This window comes from Salegentibacter salarius (assembly GCF_900168265.1).
GTDB classification, from domain to species: Bacteria; Bacteroidota; Bacteroidia; order Flavobacteriales; family Flavobacteriaceae; genus Salegentibacter; species Salegentibacter salarius.
The window spans coordinates 39,833-57,797 of the sequence record NZ_FVZF01000010.1 but is presented as its reverse complement, the minus strand read 5'-3'; the positions used below and the strand labels follow the sequence as shown (position 1 = coordinate 57,797).

General features: G+C 36.9%; 14 protein-coding genes. 8 read left to right on the top strand and 6 right to left on the bottom strand.

Going from position 1 to position 17,965, the window contains the following annotated elements:
* Positions 1-91: 91 nt before the first annotated feature.
* From B5440_RS07500 to B5440_RS07490, 3 genes are read right to left on the bottom strand one after another with little or no spacing between them, the layout of a single operon-like run.
* Positions 92-2,218: a M56 family metallopeptidase gene (locus B5440_RS07500; protein WP_070052827.1), complete on the bottom strand. Its 2,127-nt coding sequence runs from the start codon at positions 2,216-2,218 to the stop codon at positions 92-94.
* A 3-nt stretch (positions 2,219-2,221) separates the two neighbouring features.
* Positions 2,222-2,587, bottom strand: coding sequence for a BlaI/MecI/CopY family transcriptional regulator (locus B5440_RS07495; protein WP_070052828.1), 366 nt, complete (start codon positions 2,585-2,587; stop codon positions 2,222-2,224).
* 60 nt (positions 2,588-2,647) lie between these two features.
* Positions 2,648-3,646, bottom strand: a complete 999-nt coding sequence (locus tag B5440_RS07490; protein WP_070052830.1) for a carboxypeptidase-like regulatory domain-containing protein — start codon at positions 3,644-3,646, stop codon at positions 2,648-2,650.
* A gap of 133 nt (positions 3,647-3,779) precedes the next feature.
* Here B5440_RS07490 and B5440_RS07485 point away from each other — a divergent pair, with 133 nt between their 5' ends.
* The 4 genes from B5440_RS07485 to B5440_RS07470 all read left to right on the top strand — a co-directional run bounded on the left by B5440_RS07485 (position 3,780) and on the right by B5440_RS07470 (position 9,269).
* Positions 3,780-4,727: a calcium/sodium antiporter gene (locus B5440_RS07485; protein WP_070052832.1), complete on the top strand. Its 948-nt coding sequence runs from the start codon at positions 3,780-3,782 to the stop codon at positions 4,725-4,727.
* A gap of 122 nt (positions 4,728-4,849) precedes the next feature.
* Positions 4,850-7,036, top strand: coding sequence for a glutamine synthetase III family protein (locus tag B5440_RS07480; protein WP_070052834.1), 2,187 nt, complete (start codon positions 4,850-4,852; stop codon positions 7,034-7,036).
* A gap of 129 nt (positions 7,037-7,165) precedes the next feature.
* A complete protein-coding gene (locus B5440_RS07475) occupies positions 7,166-8,344 on the top strand; it encodes an AIR synthase related protein (protein ID WP_070052835.1) in 1,179 nt (392 codons plus the stop codon).
* A 397-nt stretch (positions 8,345-8,741) separates the two neighbouring features.
* Positions 8,742-9,269, top strand: a complete 528-nt coding sequence (locus tag B5440_RS07470; protein ID WP_141728103.1) for a hypothetical protein — start codon at positions 8,742-8,744, stop codon at positions 9,267-9,269.
* A gap of 41 nt (positions 9,270-9,310) precedes the next feature.
* Here the strand turns inward: B5440_RS07470 and B5440_RS07465 are convergent, their stop codons facing one another.
* A complete protein-coding gene (locus tag B5440_RS07465; protein ID WP_070052838.1) occupies positions 9,311-9,973 on the bottom strand; it encodes an ATP-binding cassette domain-containing protein in 663 nt (220 codons plus the stop codon).
* 382 nt (positions 9,974-10,355) lie between these two features.
* Between B5440_RS07465 and prfA the strand changes: the two genes are divergently transcribed.
* The 3 genes from prfA (at position 10,356) to B5440_RS07450 (ending at position 13,167) form a co-directional block, all read left to right on the top strand.
* Entirely contained in the window at positions 10,356-11,432 is a 1,077-nt protein-coding gene (gene prfA / locus B5440_RS07460; protein ID WP_070052840.1) for a peptide chain release factor 1, read from the top strand.
* A gap of 133 nt (positions 11,433-11,565) precedes the next feature.
* Positions 11,566-12,384, top strand: coding sequence for an orotidine-5'-phosphate decarboxylase (gene pyrF, locus B5440_RS07455; protein ID WP_070052842.1), 819 nt, complete (start codon positions 11,566-11,568; stop codon positions 12,382-12,384).
* Positions 12,385-12,393: 9 nt separating this feature from the next.
* Positions 12,394-13,167 (top strand): ABC transporter substrate-binding protein, encoded by a 774-nt coding sequence (locus tag B5440_RS07450; RefSeq protein WP_070052843.1) that lies wholly within the window; start codon positions 12,394-12,396, stop codon positions 13,165-13,167.
* Here the strand turns inward: B5440_RS07450 and B5440_RS07445 are convergent.
* Together B5440_RS07445 and B5440_RS07440 are read right to left on the bottom strand one after the other, a co-directional pair.
* The gene (locus B5440_RS07445; protein ID WP_070052845.1) at positions 13,164-13,346 is read right to left on the bottom strand and encodes a Lacal_2735 family protein; all 183 of its coding nucleotides are present in this window, start codon (positions 13,344-13,346) and stop codon (positions 13,164-13,166) included. The two genes, B5440_RS07450 and B5440_RS07445, sit on opposite strands and share 4 nt — an antisense overlap.
* A gap of 169 nt (positions 13,347-13,515) precedes the next feature.
* Positions 13,516-14,223 (bottom strand): DUF4197 domain-containing protein, encoded by a 708-nt coding sequence (locus B5440_RS07440; protein ID WP_070052847.1) that lies wholly within the window; start codon positions 14,221-14,223, stop codon positions 13,516-13,518.
* A gap of 263 nt (positions 14,224-14,486) precedes the next feature.
* On the opposite strand from B5440_RS07440, the gene B5440_RS07435 reads away from it, so the two are divergent.
* Positions 14,487-17,942 carry a methylmalonyl-CoA mutase family protein gene (locus tag B5440_RS07435; RefSeq protein WP_070052849.1) on the top strand — a complete coding sequence of 1,152 codons (3,456 nt, stop codon included), beginning with the start codon at positions 14,487-14,489 and terminating at the stop codon, positions 17,940-17,942.
* The last annotated feature ends 23 nt before the right edge of the window (positions 17,943-17,965 follow it).

The following is a 17,965-nucleotide window of genomic DNA, read 5'->3' as shown; positions in this document are numbered from 1 at the left end:
GTCATTTACTTCAAAGATATTGAAAATCAGTTAAAAGAAAAAGGCAGGTGATGAGCCTGCCTTTAAATTCAAATTAAAATAAAAAACGAAATTATTCTTTGACTTCTTTCTTAGTAGTAACTTCTATAGCTCCGTAATCGGCTTTTTTGCCATATTTCTCTATTGCAACATCGCCTTTAAGCACATTTATTTTTTCAATATTCTTAGGCTCAAGTTCTTTTAAAGCGGCTCCGTTTTTCTTTTTACCATCAATAATTATTATTGGGCCAGTTTTTTCTTCATCATTAATGTAAAAATTAATTTTTTCGGCAGGTTCTTTATTCCACTGAAAAGCATTGATATCTTCTCCTGTGCGAAAACTAATGCCCTCTCGCTTAATTATTTCATAATCGGTTTTCCTCTCAAATCTTTGAATTCCGAATGAATGCCCTTTTTCTTTTTTAGATTCTTCTTTTTTGGATTTATCCAAAACTTTAGTAGTAATGATCACCGCACCGTCCTTCGCTTCTTCGCCATACAGGGAAACAGCACTCTCGCCTTTTAGCACGGTTACGCCTTGTATTAATTTGTTATCTATAAGTTCTATAATTTCCTTTTTGCTTTTTTCGCCGTTTAAAATATAAATTGGGTCGCCTGGAATTTCTTTAGTGTCTTGCGAAGCACTTTTAGCTTTTGCATTTTTTCGTTTCTGGGTGGTTTTTTCAGCATTAGTTTTAAGGGATATTAAAGTTGGGGTTTTACCCTGCTCTATTTGTAGGAATTCCCTTTTAATTTCGATGTTTTCTTCATCAATTCTTTCTAACTCCTCTTTAAAACCGTCTATGATTCTGGCATTATTTGCGATAATCGCACCGTCCTGAGCTTTATTTCCAAATCTTTCAAGGGCTTCTTCCGGCAGGGAGATACTAATCCCTTTTTTGGTAATATCTAGGTACCTTCCATTTAACTCTTTACTAGCGTATTTTTTACCGTCTATTATATATAAAGGATTTTTCCCAAGTTCATTTAAAAGGCTTCCGTTGGAAGAGATAGCACCCTTTCTCATAAGAGCATTTGCCTTTCTAAACCCGGTTTTACCTTCGTTCTTATAAAACTCAAAAGATTCTATTCCTTCAGAATTTGATGCAGAAAAAACACCGGTTTCGTTAGTTTCAGTATTTAAATAAGAAACTTTTATACCGGTAAGGAGGTCTTTGGAATATTCAATTTCTGAAAACTCCAGTTGTACATTATACTTCTTAAAAAGTTTAGAAAACCTTTTAAAACTTTCCTTTTCTGAAAATTTTGTAATAACCGCTGAAATTTTTAAATCATCGTGATATTCAACACTACTTACGGCAAACTCGTTTTTGGTTTGTGCTTCGGTCTTTACATTAAAAGTTAGCATAAAGGCCAAAATTGCGGGAAAAACCAGGCTTATCTTCCAAAGCCCCGGATTTTGAGTAGATTTTTTATTCAGCATTAGAATTCGTTTTTTGATGAATGATTGATAAAAATGATTGGTGAGCGCCGGTTGTATATTTGCAATAGAAACTTTTACCAGTGCCTGCTGATACGATTTTTTTGCGCCTGAAATTGCCACGGTCTCCCTGTCGGCTATATATTCTAAATTTTGTTCTATGCTTTTCTTATATAACCAGCTCAATGGATTAAACCAGAGTAGGGCAGTAGTAAGGTTGACAATTATTATATCTAAGGAGTGATGTTGAGATGCGTGGATTTTTTCGTGCTGTAAGATCATCTCAAGATCTTCTGCTGAATGTTCTGACGGATTGTAAACGATATATTTGAAAAATGAAAACGGACTTAAGGTCTTATCGGTTTTTATAAACTTATACTTCTCGCTTTTATAAATTTTGCTGGTGGAAACAAGTTTGAAAACGCTGTATAGCTGGACCGCAATTCGGCCTAAAAGAAAAGTAGCGATCAAAATATAAATTATTCCGAGTACTTCCCACATATTGAAAGTTGAAGTTATCTCTTCTGAAAATTGCTGAGTAGCTACTGGAAATTGATTTACTGAAAAATTATTGGCTTCCAAAACTACTGTTCGGGTAAAATAAATGGCCGGTAAAACTGCAGAAGCCAAAATACCGCCCAGTAAAAACTTCCTATTTGCCTGAAAACTGGTATCTCTTTTAAGTAAAATAAGGTAAGCCAGGTAAAAAATACTTAGCAGCCCGGCGCTTTTAAGAATATAGATTAGTAATGCTTCCATATCCTACGCTTTCTTTTCCTTTTCTATAATATCAAGGATTTCCCGGAGTTCGTCGGCACTAATTTTTTCTTCTTTTGCAAAAAATGAAACCATACTTTTATAAGAATTATCAAAAAACCGTTTAGAGGTTAAACTCATAATATGTTTTCTATATTCTTCTTTAGAGATCACGGGATAATACTGGTGAGTATTGCCGTAAGCCTTGTGAGATACAAAACCTTTATCTTCTAAATGTCGTACTATGGTAGAGACGGTGTTGTAATGCAATTTCTGGTCTTTTATCTTGGGCAGGATCTCTTTTACAAAGGCTTTCTCTAATTGCCAGAGAATTCGCATTACCTCTTCTTCTTTATTGGTTAATCGTTTCATCTTTCTATGTTTATTTCAAATATAACGAAATAAATAGTTTTGAAACGAATAAAGTAGTTATTATTTATTAAAATCCGGAGGTAATAAATCTGCCAGTCTTTTGCCACCCATACTTCCGCTTAGTACGATATTTTGCTGTGGGGCGTAATTTCCTAATTTGTCTATAGAAAATTTTCCATTTACCTCCAATACAGATTGCTCGCTACCCTTATAGAGGATATTTAATTTATCGGATAAAACATCTACCCGTACCAAGTCATCATTCCTGGTAAGATTAAAATATTCATAAGGTTTAACTTCTGTCTTATTTTTAAAAATTTTATAGCCTTCTGCTGCTAAACTTCGATTTCTAAGAGCCCTCATAAAATGAAGTATTGAACCCTCATAAGATCTTTGTCTACGGCGTTTAAACCTATTTTTAATTTTTTTCTTAGACTCTTCAAAGAAAGCAAATCCTTCATAATAGCTCATATAGGGCGAGGTGAGGCCAGAGCTATTCGTTTTATAGGTAAGTTTAAATGAAATTAGATCGTAGGTTATTAGATATCCGAGATACCGGTTAATAACCATTAGGGGCTGGGATGTGCTAGCGGTTAAGGTGTTTTTAGATGGGCTATAACTGAGTTCAAGAATATCTTCATTTTCTATTATCATTGAAGAAGCGGCCTTGGTATAGCCAAAAAACTCTCTTTTAAACTCCGCTAATTTTTTTCTTCTGGTCCAGGGATCGGCTTCCAATAAAACGGTTTCTAAAGTTTCTGGGTTTTCATTTAAAAAAATTAGGTTTTCCTTACTGACTTCTGAAAGGTTGGTAATCACTTTAACTTTATACCCCAGAGAGCTAATTATAAGCGGCGGATTGATTTGCCCCGGCGCTTCAATTGAAAAAAAACCTTTAGAGTTGGTAGCCACTCCTATACTGGTGCCGCCAAAATAAACTGAAGCCGAAACTATAGCGGTAGTATCTTTTGCATTGTATACAAAACCTTCGATGACTTTTTGTGCCTGGATGTGGAAACTAATTAAGAATAGAAGTATGCTAATTAAGACTTTTCGCATGATGAATTAAACGGTTAATAACGTAATTATACTAAAAATATAGTTACAAGACCTTATTATTGGTTTTTAATTGATTTAGGATGCTTTTAAGTTTAGCTGGCAAGATTATTTTATCTTCGCAAAAAATTTTTAGATGAGTATTGCTTTTATTCTTATTGGGCTTGTTTTATTGGTAGTAGGAGGAGAATTTTTGGTTAGAGCTTCAGTGGCTTTATCTTTCAAATTAAACGTTTCCCGAATGGTAATTGGGTTAACCGTAGTTTCTTTTGCTACTTCGGCTCCTGAGCTTTTAGTGAGTCTACAGGCTGCGCTGAGTGGTTTTTCTGATATTTCCCTTGGAAATGTAATAGGCTCCAACATCGCCAATTTAGGACTGGTGCTGGGTATTACCGCAATAATTTCGTCTATAGCGGTAGACAGGGAATTCTACCGATTTAACTGGCCGGCAATGATGATATTTTCTATTGCACTCTATTATTTTTTAAGCACCGGTGGAAATATTTCTCGTTTAGAAGGTATTATATTATTTGTTGGACTAATAGTCTTTTTGTTTTTATTAATAAGAAGATCTCGCAGAAAAACCGAGATAGCAATAGAAGGTATAGATGATTCTTTAAAAGACACCTCTAACTTTAAAATGATTATTTGGCTACTTATTGGTGGTGTTTCGCTTTGGGGAGGTTCAGAACTGCTGGTAGATGGTGCGGTAGATCTTGCTACCATGCTTGGCGTGAGCGAGAGAGTGATTTCGGTTACTATGATTGCTATAGGAACCAGTGTTCCTGAGCTTGCTGCTTCAGTTATTGCTGCAATAAAGAAGGAAAAAGCACTTTCATTAGGAAATCTTATAGGCTCAAATATTTTTAATATTGCTTCGGTTTTAGGAATCACCGCAATGATTCAACCTATCTATATTCAATCAGATCAAATACTTACAAATGACATTTTTTGGATGATAGGAGTTGCTTTTGCCATTGCGCCACTTGCTTTTCTGCCAAAAAAGTTCCTTTTCAACAGGTATAAAGGTGCGATTTTATTTGTGAGCTATGTAATTTTTACGGGTCTTGCATTTTTGGGTTAATTTTAAGGGGGTCTATTAAGGAAAACATAAAAATTAGAATCAGAGCCTAGTTGTTTGGTGGGGTGTATTGAAAAATACATACATTTGTTAGCTGAAATTCAAAATTCTCAAACAAAACCAATATGTCAACTTTACGATTTGAAGCTTTAAAAGAAATTTTTAACCGTAAGCCGGTTGAAATTAAAGAGCCGGCCAGAAGGTCTGAGCTTTTTGGAACAAATGTGTTCAACGAAGCCTCCATGAAGCAATACCTTACCAAGGAAGCTTATGAGAATGTGATGGAAGCTATTAAAACTGGTAAGAAAATTGACCGTAGAGTGTCAGACCATATTTCTACCGGAATGAAAGAATGGGCTATTGCTAAAGGTGCAACGCACTATACGCACTGGTTTCAACCATTGACAGGAGCAACTGCGGAAAAGCACGATGCCTTTTTTGAAACTCAGGGCGACGGAAGCGCAATAGAAAAATTTGGCGGAGGTGCTTTAGTGCAACAAGAGCCCGATGCTTCAAGTTTTCCTAGTGGAGGAATAAGAAATACTTTTGAAGCCAGAGGATATACTGCCTGGGATCCTACTTCTCCTGCCTTTCTTTGGGGAACAACACTTTGTATTCCTACTATTTTTGTTTCCTATACCGGTGAAGCTCTGGATTTTAAAACTCCACTTTTAAGAGCGCTTCAATCTGTAGATCAGGCTGCAACTTCTGTGGCTAAATATTTTGATAAAAATGTTTCTAAAGTAACAGCTACTTTAGGTTGGGAGCAGGAATATTTTCTTATTGACTCGGCTTTAGCGGCAACCCGTCCCGACCTTACTTTGGCAGGACGTACCTTGTTGGGACATTCTCCTGCAAAAGGACAACAATTAGACGATCATTATTTTGGTTCAATCCCATCAAGGGTATTGGCTTATATGCGTGACCTGGAAATTGAGTGTATGAAACTTGGTATTCCGGTAAAAACACGTCATAACGAGGTAGCACCAAATCAGTTTGAGCTGGCTCCGATTTTTGAAGAAGGAAACCTTGCCGTAGACCATAATTCATTGATTATGGATATTATGAGCAAAATTGCTGAAAAACATCATTTTAAGGTAATTCTACATGAAAAACCATTTGCCGGAATTAACGGTAGTGGTAAACATAATAACTGGTCTTTGGCTACAGACACTGGAACAAATTTATTAGCTCCGGGTACCACACCAATGAAGAATCTTCAGTTTCTTACCTTTTTTATCAATATTCTTAAAGCAGTTCACGATAACGAAGAACTTCTAAGAGCGGGTATTGCAAGTGCATCTAACGATCATAGGTTGGGAGCTAACGAAGCACCACCAGCAATTATTTCTGCATTTATTGGTTCTCAGTTAACCGAAGTGCTGGATGAATTAGAAAAAGTAACCGATGGAAAATTATCTCCTAAGGAAAAAACAGAATTAAAACTTAACGTAGTTGGTAAAATACCGGAAATTTTACTGGATAATACCGATCGTAACCGTACCTCTTCTTTCGCTTTTACCGGTAATAAATTTGAATTTAGAGCAGTAGGTTCTACCGCTAACTGTGGTAACCCTATGACAATTCTAAATACCATTTTAGCCAAGCAGCTTAATGACTTTAAAACCGAAGTTGACGGGTTGATTAAGGGCGAAAAGATGAAGAAAGATGATGCCATCTTTAACGTGCTTAGAGAATATATCAAGCAATCCAAGAATATCCGCTTTGAAGGAGATGGTTATGGTGAAGCCTGGGAAAAAGAAGCTAAAAAGCGTGGTTTAAGTAATAATAGAACAACGCCTCAAGCACTTAAAGCACTTGTTTCTGAAAAGACAATGTCACTTTTTAAAGACTTAAAAGTGATGAATCAGATCGAATTGGAAGCCCGTCATGAAATTCAGCTTGAAGATTATGCAATGCGTATCCAGATTGAAGGTAGAATCCTTGGGGATATTGCTAGAAATCACGTGATCCCAACGGCGGTTCGATATCAAAACATTCTTATTGAGAACGTAGAAGGCTTGAAACATATTTATAATGAAGACTTCAAAAAGCATTCTAACGAACAATTAGAGATCATCGAAGAGATATCTGCGCATATTGCAAAAATCAATAGTGGCGTTAAAGCAATGATCGAGGCTAGAAAAGTCGCTAATAAGATTGAGGATGCTGAAAAGCGTGCCTTTGCATATTGTGATGATGTGAAACCATACTTTGACGAAATAAGATATCACTGTGATAAGTTAGAACTTGTGGTAGATGATGAGCTTTGGCCATTAACTAAATACAGAGAATTACTTTTTACCAGGTAATTTTTTGAATTAAATAAGTATAAAAAACCACGTGTATAATGCACGTGGTTTTTTTGTTGAAAATTAGTATTAAGTACTTAGCTTCAAAAAATCTAATCTGTTTATCTTTGGGGCTTTAATACAGGAATTATGAGTCAGGAAGTAAGCAAAAGATACGCCCAGCGCGGAGTTTCAGCAGGAAAGGAAGATGTGCACAATGCCATTAAAAATGTAGATAAAGGTTTATTTCCTAAAGCATTTTGTAAAATCGTACCCGATTATCTTACCGGAAGCAATGAGCATTGCCTAATTATGCACGCCGATGGCGCAGGAACAAAATCTTCGCTTGCTTATATGTATTGGAAAGAAACCGGAGATCTTTCGGTTTGGAAAGGAATTGCGCAAGATGCTTTGATAATGAATATAGACGACCTGCTTTGTGTGGGCGCTATAGATAATATTATGCTTTCTTCAACCATTGGGCGGAACAAAAATAAAATTCCTGGAGATGTGATTTCAGCTATAATCAATGGGACCGAAGAGTTGATTGCTGAATTAAAAGAATTTGGTGTCGAAATTCATTCTACCGGTGGCGAAACTGCCGATGTTGGCGATTTGGTAAGAACTATTATTGTAGATTCTACCGTAACCGCCAGGATGAAAAAGTCTGAAGTGATCGATAATGCTAATATTAAACCCGGGAATGTAATTGTTGGTTTATCTTCTTCCGGGCAGGCTTCTTATGAAAAGGAATATAACGGCGGAATGGGTAGTAACGGACTTACCTCTGCGCGCCACGATGTTTTCTCTAAGATCTTAGCCGAAAAATATTCTGAAAGTTTTGATAACGATATTCCTGAAGACTTGATCTATTCCGGTAATAAAGCTTTAACCGATAAGGTTGAAAATTCACCTATAGATGCGGGGAAATTAGTGCTTTCGCCAACCCGAACTTATGCACCAATTATTAAGAAAATACTTTCTAAATTCAGCAATAAAGAAATTAACGGGATGGTGCATTGCAGTGGAGGTGCACAAACCAAAATTCTTCATTTTATAGATAACTTGCACATTGTAAAAGACAATATGTTTGAAGTGCCGCCGCTTTTCAAACTTATTCAGCAGGAAAGTAAAACCGACTGGAAAGAAATGTACCAGGTTTTTAATATGGGCCATCGAATGGAACTTTATGTAAACCCTGAGATTGCCGATGAGGTTATAGCTATTTCCAAATCTTTTAATGTAGATGCGCAAATTGTGGGTAGGGTAGAAGCTTCAGAAGAAAAGAAACTTACTATAAAAAGTGAGTTCGGGGAGTTTCAGTATTAACTTCTGTTTGTAATTCCTGGCTATTCGAGCTGTAAATTTAAACAGACTTATGGCTTACTTTTTGAGACACGGAACTTATAATCCGTCTTTACTTTGAATTAAACTTATTTCTGGTGTTGGGGCTTAAAACCGGATTATTTAAATGATTTTCAAATATTTCAGAAGAATATTTGTACTTCTTTAAACTTTAAAATCTATCCTTTTGGCGAAAATACGGAATCTCTACAGCTCCAAATTTATAATTATATCTACAGTATTCTGGGTTATTATTAATCTACTCAGTGTCTATTTTTTAGATGAAGAAATTAGCAGGTGGTTTAGAGTAGCAAGTTCGCTTTATTTTGTGATATGGAGTTTCTCCTTCGGAATTTTCAAGTCCAAAATGGACTATGTTTTAGTGTCCTACTTAATTTGCGATATCTCGTTAGTATATTACGAACTTCAGGTTTTTAATTTTATAACATTTCTCGCCAGGTCGCTTATTTTCTCATTATTAATTTTTATTGTTTTTCCAAAGATTCGATCTGTAAAATTCAGGCTTTTTGAATTGATACTGGGAATTGCCGTGGTTGCTATCAATATTTATTTATTGTTTGAATTGTTAGCTATGGTGCCTGAAGCTTTTATATACGATTATTTCTATCCGGTATATTTAGCGCTCACACTATTAACCATATTGTTGGTTGGGGTAGCATTCACGTATAATAACATATTTAGTAATAAAAGAAGTTTTTATTTTTTACTGGCAGCGCTTTTTCTCGCCTTCTCTGATTTTAATTTCTTTATCGCAATCTATCTGGATGTACCTGTGTTTTATTACCCCGATAGGTTTTTCCATATTCTCGCTTTAGGATTGCTACTTCTCTTTTGGATAAAACCTATAGAAGATTCTAACAACAATAATTTGGAGCAAAGAGAGGTTTAAGCTCAAGTTTAGCCTGAGTAGTTATCTTAAATGAATTGAATTCAATACAGTGTTCCCGCTTTAAGGTAATTGTAATCTTCCAACTCGCTGGTTTTGTCAATCAATTTAGTACTGCCATTTTTTAGCAGGTAAAGTTCGTCACTGGTATCTAAAATATGCCGATACATATGATCGGTAAGAATTATCGCTTTTTCTTTCTTTAATTCCTGAATTAAGCTTTTAATTTTTTCAATATAAAGCGGGGAAAGATGTGAAAAAGGCTCGTCTAAAAGAATAAGTTCAGCTCTGCTATTTAGACAAATATAAATTTCTATAATGCGCCGTTGCCCACCTGAAAATTCACGCATTCTAGCTTTTCTATAGCTTCTAAACTCAGGGAAGTCCTGTAGAAATCCATTTACATCTACCTTAAAAAGTTGAAAGCAGGTTTCAAGCTTCATTTTTGGCGGAATAAAATTTTGCTGTGGTAAATATGTTACCATTCCGTATTTGAAAAGTGGCTTCAGATAAGGTTTTTTATCAATCCTAATCAGTTTGTGCCTTGGTTGTAAGCTTCCGAAGAAAATATTGAGCAAACTACTTTTTCCAGAACCATTTGCCCCAAGTATTCCGGTTATCTTTCCTGTTTCTGCTTTTAGGTAAACCCCATTTAGGATTTGCTTTTCGGCAAAATAAAGTTCAACATTATCAATTTCGAAGATCATATTATCAGAGAATAAATTCCGCCGGAAAGTATGATGAAAATAAGATCTATGAGAAAGACGAAGATAAAAAGCCTTACGCTGCCCAGGGAAAGGTTTTGGTAAAAGTAAAGCTGGTGTTTGTAGGAAGTTTTATATAAATAGAATATCAGGGCCCCAAGAAATAGTTTGAATAACACGATAAATACTAAAGGGTTCCCGAAAAACAGGAAAAAGAAATTCAATAAAATAGACCCCAAAATAAATTGTCGGTAAAAATGTAAGATCGCCCTTGTTTTGCTTATCATTTAATCCTCTTGGAGATTTCAATTTACAATTCTTTTTTCAATCTTATAAATCAATCAATTTATCGTAAATTTGTGTTCCTAAAAATCAGAGTGATTATATGATCGAGAAGCTTAATATAGTAAAGCAGCGTTTTGATGAGGTGAATGATTTAATTATTCAACCCGATGTGATAGCAGATCAAAAGCGATATATAGAACTAAATAAAGAATATAAAGACCTTAGGGCTTTAATGGATGAGCGCGAAAAATATTTGGAGCTCACCAATAATATTGAAGAAGCTAAGGAAATTATTGCCGACGGCAGCGATCCTGAAATGACCGAAATGGCCAAAATGCAGTTGGAAGAAGCCGAAAAGGAAGTGCCAAAGCTGGAAGAAAAGATACGGATGATGCTGGTTCCTAAAGATCCAGACGATGCCAAGAACGTAGTAATAGAAATTAGAGCCGGTACTGGTGGAGATGAGGCGAGTATTTTTGCCGGAGATCTTTATAGAATGTATACCAAATATGTAGAAAGCAAAGGTTGGAAGCATAATATTGTAGATTATAGTGAAGGTACCAGTGGCGGATTTAAAGAGATGATCTTTGAAGTTTCTGGTGAAGATGTTTATGGCACAATGAAGTTTGAAGCCGGTGTACACCGTGTGCAGCGTGTTCCGCAAACTGAAACCCAGGGTCGTGTGCATACCTCTGCCGCTACCGTAATGGTGCTGCCTGAAGCTGAAGAATTTGATGTTGAAATAGATCCAAAAGAAGTAAGAATAGATTATTTCTGTTCTTCCGGTCCCGGTGGACAATCGGTAAACACTACTTATTCTGCAGTGCGTTTAACTCACGAGCCAACAGGTTTGGTGGCACAGTGCCAGGATCAAAAATCACAGCATAAGAACAAGGAGAAAGCTTTTAGAGTATTACGTTCCCGTTTATATGAAATGGAACTTGCTAAAAAGCAGGAAGCCGATGCTGCCAAAAGAAACTCTATGGTTTCCAGTGGCGACCGTAGTGCGAAAATTAGAACCTATAACTATTCCCAGGGAAGGGTTACAGATCACCGTATAAACCTTACCCTTTATGATCTTTCAAACATCATAAATGGGGATATCCAGAAAATACTGGACGAATTGCGATTTGTAGAAAATACAGAGAAGCTTAAAGAAAATTCAGATATCTTTTAAAGATTGTCACCTCCGCGCAGGCGGAGGTCTCAAATTCTAAGTATGACAAATCCCGTATTTTAAGAATTACTTTCCGCGAAAGCGGAATTTTCTTTTTATATTTTAAACCATATTAATTACAAAAATCTAACCTATGTCCCCGCAAGAATTAACTGAACAGATCTTTAAAAAGAAATCGTTTTTATGTGTGGGACTTGATGTGGATATAGACAGGATCCCAACCTATTTGTTATCTGAAGACGATCCTATTTTTGAATTCAATAAAGCGATTATAGACGCCACTCATAAGTTTTGTGTGGCTTATAAACCGAATATCGCTTTTTATGAAGCCAACGGTGTTGAAGGCTGGCAGGCTTTAGAAAAAACAATCAATTACCTTCACCACGAGTATCCTGAAATCTATACTATCGCTGATGCTAAACGCGGTGATATAGGTAATACCTCCAGGATGTACGCCAAAACTTTTCTCAAGGATCTTGGGTTTGATTCGGTGACTGTAGCGCCTTATATGGGAAAAGATTCAGTAGAGCCATTTTTGGAGTTTGAAAATAGACAGGCAATATTATTGGCCTTAACATCTAATGAGGGTGCTTTCGATTTTCAAACACAAGAAATTGATGGGGAAGAGCTTTACAAAAAAGTGCTTAAAACTTCTAAAACCTGGGAGAATTCCGAGAGGTTAATGTATGTGGTTGGTGCTACTAAAGCTGAATACTTAAAAGAAATACGGGAAATAATTCCTGAAAACTTTATTTTGGTTCCCGGTGTAGGAGCGCAGGGCGGAAAACTGGAAGATGTATGTAAATACGGAATGACGAAGAATGTAGGGTTATTGGTAAATTCTTCCCGAAAGATTATTTACGCTTCAGAATCTTCAAATTTCGCTGAAATAGCCGGAGCCAAAGCGGAAGTACTTCAGCAACAAATGGCAGAAGAGTTGAGTAAACTTTAAAATCCCAACATGGAAGTGATAGATCAATTACAAAGAAAGATTTTCCTTCCAAACATTCCTAAGCGAATTATCTCTTTAGTGCCCAGTCAAACCGAGCTTCTTGTAGATTTAGGTTTGGAGGAAAACCTGGTAGGCGTCACTAAGTTCTGCGTTCATCCCAAATACCTTCGGAAAACCAAAACCATTGTGGGCGGCACAAAGCAAGTTAAGCTTGAAAAAATAAAAGCGCTAAATCCTGATATTATTCTTTGCAATAAAGAGGAGAATACTCAAGAAATGGTGGCCGAGCTGGAAGAAATTGCTCCCGTACACGTTTCAGATATTGTAAAAATTGAAGATGCTTTTGAATTGATGCATCAATATGGGGATATTTTTCAGCAAGAGGCTTTAGTGGGAACAATGGTGAATTCTGTTAGAGATAAGATTACTGTTCTTCAGGAACAAATTCAGAATAAACCGATTAGAAAAGTAGCGTATTTTATCTGGAAAAAACCTTTAATGGTTGCTGGGAAAGACACTTTTATAGATGAACTTTTAAAACTGAATAAGTTTGAAAATGTGTTTAAGGAATCAAGATATCCAGAAACCACTCTTGAAGAATTAAAGGCTAAAGATCCTGATTTATTATTGCTTTCATCTGAGCCATTTCCTTTCGGGGAAAAGCATAAAGAATATTTTTCAACCTTAAATGTTGAAATTGAACTGGTAGATGGTGAGTATTTTAGTTGGTATGGATCGCGATTAATAGAAGCAATAGACTATTTTAAAAAGCTTCGCGATTAATAATCTATTTTATCGTACTGCATTCTTCTAAGCTCCTCTAGAATTTTTTTTGCTTTCTCATTCAATCGGTCACTTTCCTCTTTATCGGTAAGAGCCAGTTTATAGGATTTGTGCATAAGATGGGTATACTTATCACAAAGGCATTCTTCTGTAGATTTTGTCTCAAAGATTTTGAACATAACACTGTTTTCGTCTCTGATGCAAATATAAGATGCACACCCGCAAAGGATTGCCAAGTCTGCGTTAATCTTAGTGTAAAATATCTTTCCTCATTCGATAATATGTTAAAAAAATTAGACAAACGTTTTCTTTGGAAGGTTTGTCTAATTTTTAGTGAAGAATGTTAAACTAATATTGACCGTCTTGTAGTGCAAATACTCGTTGTAAAAGATTAGTAGTTCTTGCTGAAACTTTTTCCCTGATCTCTTTCTCCTCAACCGCGATCATAGTGTAAACTCCTTCAAGTGCCTGGTTGGTAACATAATCTGCAAGGTCTGGATTTACATTGCTGGTAAGGGGCAGGCTATTATACCGGTTAATAATATTGCTCCAAACTTGAGTGGCACCAACTTTTTCGAGTGAATTGGTTACTACAGGATTAAATTTGCTGTAAAGTGGTTCTTCGGTTTTACCGGTAAGATATAAGGTAGCAGCATTATCCTGGCCTAGTAGAATATTTCTGGCATCATTAAAAGTGATCTCTTGCACGGCATTTACAAAAATTGGAGTAGCTTCTTTAACCGCTTCTTCGGCAGCCCTGTTTAATACTTTTAAGCCTTCATCGGCTAAGGCATCTAAGCCTACATCGCGTAAGGTTTTATCTACTTTCTGCAATTCTGGAGGTAAAGTAATTCTTACTAATTCATTGCTGTAAAATCCGTTTTCTTCAGTAAGCTTTGTAACTTGTTTCTCGATTCCCATATCTAAAGCCTGGCGTAAACCTGAAGCTATTTCAGTATTGCTAACGCCTGCTTGCGGATAATTTTCGGCTATGGTTTGTAATTCGGCACAGGAAGAAAATATAAGTACACTAAAAACGAGAATGATCTTTTTCATAGAAATGCTTTTTACTCGATAATCGAGATTTAAATATTTGAAGGCTCGCCTGGATATCAAAAAATCTATCTCTTATGTCACAAGCTCGCCCTGGGTTCGATTTTTCAAAGATATAAATTTAAAAATGGCAGTCTGAAAATCACTTTTTGACTTTCTTTCATCAAGCTATTTTTGCTTATAAAATCCTCATAAAAAACTTAAAATTTCAATATTTGGTTGCGATTTTCTTAAATTGCAGGTCCAAAATTCAGAGATAATTAGCAATGGAACAACAAAAGCCATATACCCCTAAAAATAAAATAAGAATTGTAACCGCAGCTTCGCTTTTTGATGGGCACGACGCAGCTATTAATATAATGCGCCGCATCATCCAATCTACCGGAGTTGAGGTAATTCACCTTGGTCACGACCGTAGTGTAGACGAGGTCGTAAATTGCGCCATCCAGGAAGATGCACAGGCCATCGCGATGACTTCCTACCAGGGTGGTCACACAGAGTATTTTAAATATATGCACGATCTGCTTCAGGAGAAGAACGCCGGTCATATCGCTATTTTTGGCGGTGGTGGGGGAGTAATTCTTCCGGAGGAAATAAAGGAATTAATGGATTACGGGATAACCCGAATTTACTCGCCAGATGATGGGCGTGAAATGGGGCTCCAGGGAATGATAAATGATATGGTGAAGCGGGTAGATACTGAAACTCGCGATTTGGTTGAAGAAAAATCTGTTGCCGAAGATTTAAAAAATAAGAATGTAAATACTATTTCAAGGCTAATTTCCCTTGCTGAAAATAAGCACGATTCTTTTCTGGAGCATTTTGAACCTTTAAGAGAAGAAACCGGTAAGAGTGAAATTCCTGTTCTTGGAATTACGGGAACCGGTGGTTCAGGAAAATCCAGTTTGGTAGATGAATTGGTACGCCGATTTTTAGGTGATTTTCCCGAAAAAAATATCGGGATTATTTCAGTAGATCCCTCTAAAAGAAAGACCGGCGGCGCTTTACTGGGAGATAGAATTAGGATGAATGCCATAAACAATAAACACGTTTATATGCGTTCCCTGGCTACCCGCCAATCTAACCTGGCACTTTCTAAACACGTGGCTGAAGCCGTTGAGGTTTTAAAAGCTGCTGAATTCGACTTAATTATCCTGGAAACTTCTGGAATTGGACAGAGTGATACCGAAATTATGGATCATTCTGACGTTGCTCTATACGTGATGACGCCGGAATTTGGTGCGGCCACCCAGTTAGAGAAAATCGATATGCTTGATTTCGCCGATTTAGTAGCGATCAATAAATTCGATAAACGTGGTGCACAGGATGCTTTGCGAGATGTAAAAAAGCAGTATCAGCGAAATCACCAATTATGGCACGAAGACGCTGAAAAACTACCGGTTTTTGGAACCATCGCCTCTCAGTTTAACGATCCGGGGATGAATACCCTGTATCGTCAAATTATGGATAAGATTGCTGAAAAAACCAAAGCCGATCTAAATTCTACCTTTGAGATTTCAGCAGAAATGAGCGAGAAGATCTTCGTAATTCCACCAAAACGAACACGTTACCTTTCAGAAATTGCTGAAAATAATAGAAGCTACGACGAGAAAGCCGCAAACCAGGCTGAAGTAGCTCAAAAACTTTACGGAGTTTTTAAAACTATCGAGTCGGTTTCTGGATTGGAAATGACAAACAATCAATCTAAATATTTAGAAAAACACGGGATTAACCAGGAGGAAATAAATGAGTTTGCCGAAGATTCCCAAAAGGATTTTCTAAAATTGCTTTTCGCAGAATTTGACCGGGTAAAAATGGACCTCGATCCTTATAACTGGGAAGTAATACAGAGCTGGCAGGAGAAGGTGAATAAATATGTAGAACCTGTTTATTCCTTTAAAGTTCGTGATAAAGAGATAAAAATAGATACGCATACAGAGTCTCTTTCGCATACTCAAATTCCAAAAGTTTCGCTTCCAAAGTATAAAGCCTGGGGCGATATATTAAAATGGTGTCTTCAGGAAAATGTTCCGGGAGAATTTCCATATACGGCAGGGCTTTATCCGTTTAAAAGGCAGGGCGAAGATCCTACAAGAATGTTTGCCGGGGAAGGTGGGCCAGAGCGTACCAACCGCCGATTTCATTATGTAAGTATGGGCTTACCCGCAAAGAGGCTTTCTACCGCTTTCGATTCGGTAACACTTTACGGAAATGATCCGGATGAACGTCCCGATATCTATGGAAAAATCGGAAATTCCGGGGTTTCTATTTGCTGTTTGGATGATGCTAAAAAGCTCTATTCAGGCTTTGATCTGGCAGATGCAATGACGTCTGTAAGTATGACGATAAATGGCCCGGCGCCTATGTTGCTTGGTTTCTTTATGAATGCGGCTATAGATCAGCAATGTGAGAAATACATCAAAGAAAACGGACTTGAGGATAAAGTTGAGTCGAAATATAAAGAACTCTATGATGATCGTGATTTAGACCGTCCCGTTTATCGTGGGGAATTGCCCGAAGGAAACAACGGACTTGGTTTAATGCTTTTAGGACTTACCGGAGACCAGGTTCTTCCGGCAGAAGTTTACGAAGAAATAAAGGAAAAAACTATTAGCGTGGTTCGTGGAACCGTTCAGGCTGATATTTTAAAAGAAGACCAGGCGCAAAACACCTGTATCTTTTCTACGGAATTCGCTTTGCGCTTAATGGGAGATGTTCAGGAGCATTTTATTAAAGAAAAAGTAAGAAACTTCTATTCGGTTTCGATTTCAGGATATCATATTGCTGAAGCGGGTGCAAATCCAATTACCCAATTGGCATTTACTTTAGCCAATGGGTTCACTTACGTAGAATATTACTTAAGCAGGGGAATGGATATCAATAAATTTGGTCCAAACCTTTCCTTTTTCTTTTCTAACGGAATAGATCCTGAATATGCGGTAATAGGAAGAGTTGCACGTAAAATTTGGGCTAAAGCACTGAAACATAAATACGGTGCAAACCCAAGGGCACAAATGTTGAAATATCATATTCAAACTTCCGGTAGATCGCTTCACGCCCAGGAAATAGACTTTAACGATATTAGAACTACGCTTCAGGCACTTTATGCGATTTATGATAACTGTAATTCACTGCATACCAATGCGTATGATGAAGCGATCACCACGCCAACAGAAGCTTCTGTAAGAAGAGCGATGGCTATTCAGTTAATTATCAATAAAGAGCTAGGACTTGCTAAAAACGAGAATCCAATCCAGGGTTCTTTCATTATAGAAGAATTAACTGATCTCGTCGAAGAAGCTGTTTTAACCGAATTCGATAGAATTACCGAACGAGGCGGAGTGCTTGGCGCGATGGAAACGATGTATCAACGTGGAAAAATCCAGGAGGAAAGTCTGCATTATGAAACTTTAAAGCATAATGGCGATTATCCAATAATTGGTGTAAATACGTTCTTAAGTTCTACCGGATCGCCAACTGTGACTCCGGGAGAAGTAATTAGAGCTACAGAAGAGGAGAAGCAGCATCAACTTAAAACTTTGAGTACACTTCACAAAGCCAAAGAAGATTCAGCTGAAGCAGCTTTAGAGAAAATTAAAGAGGCTTCCATTAAAAATGAGAATATTTTTAAAGAATTAATGGAAGCCACCAAAGTTTGTTCTCTTGGACAAATAACTCAGGCTATGTTTGAGGTTGGCGGGCAGTATAGAAGAAATATGTAAGCAGAGAGCCACCTTCCCAGGCG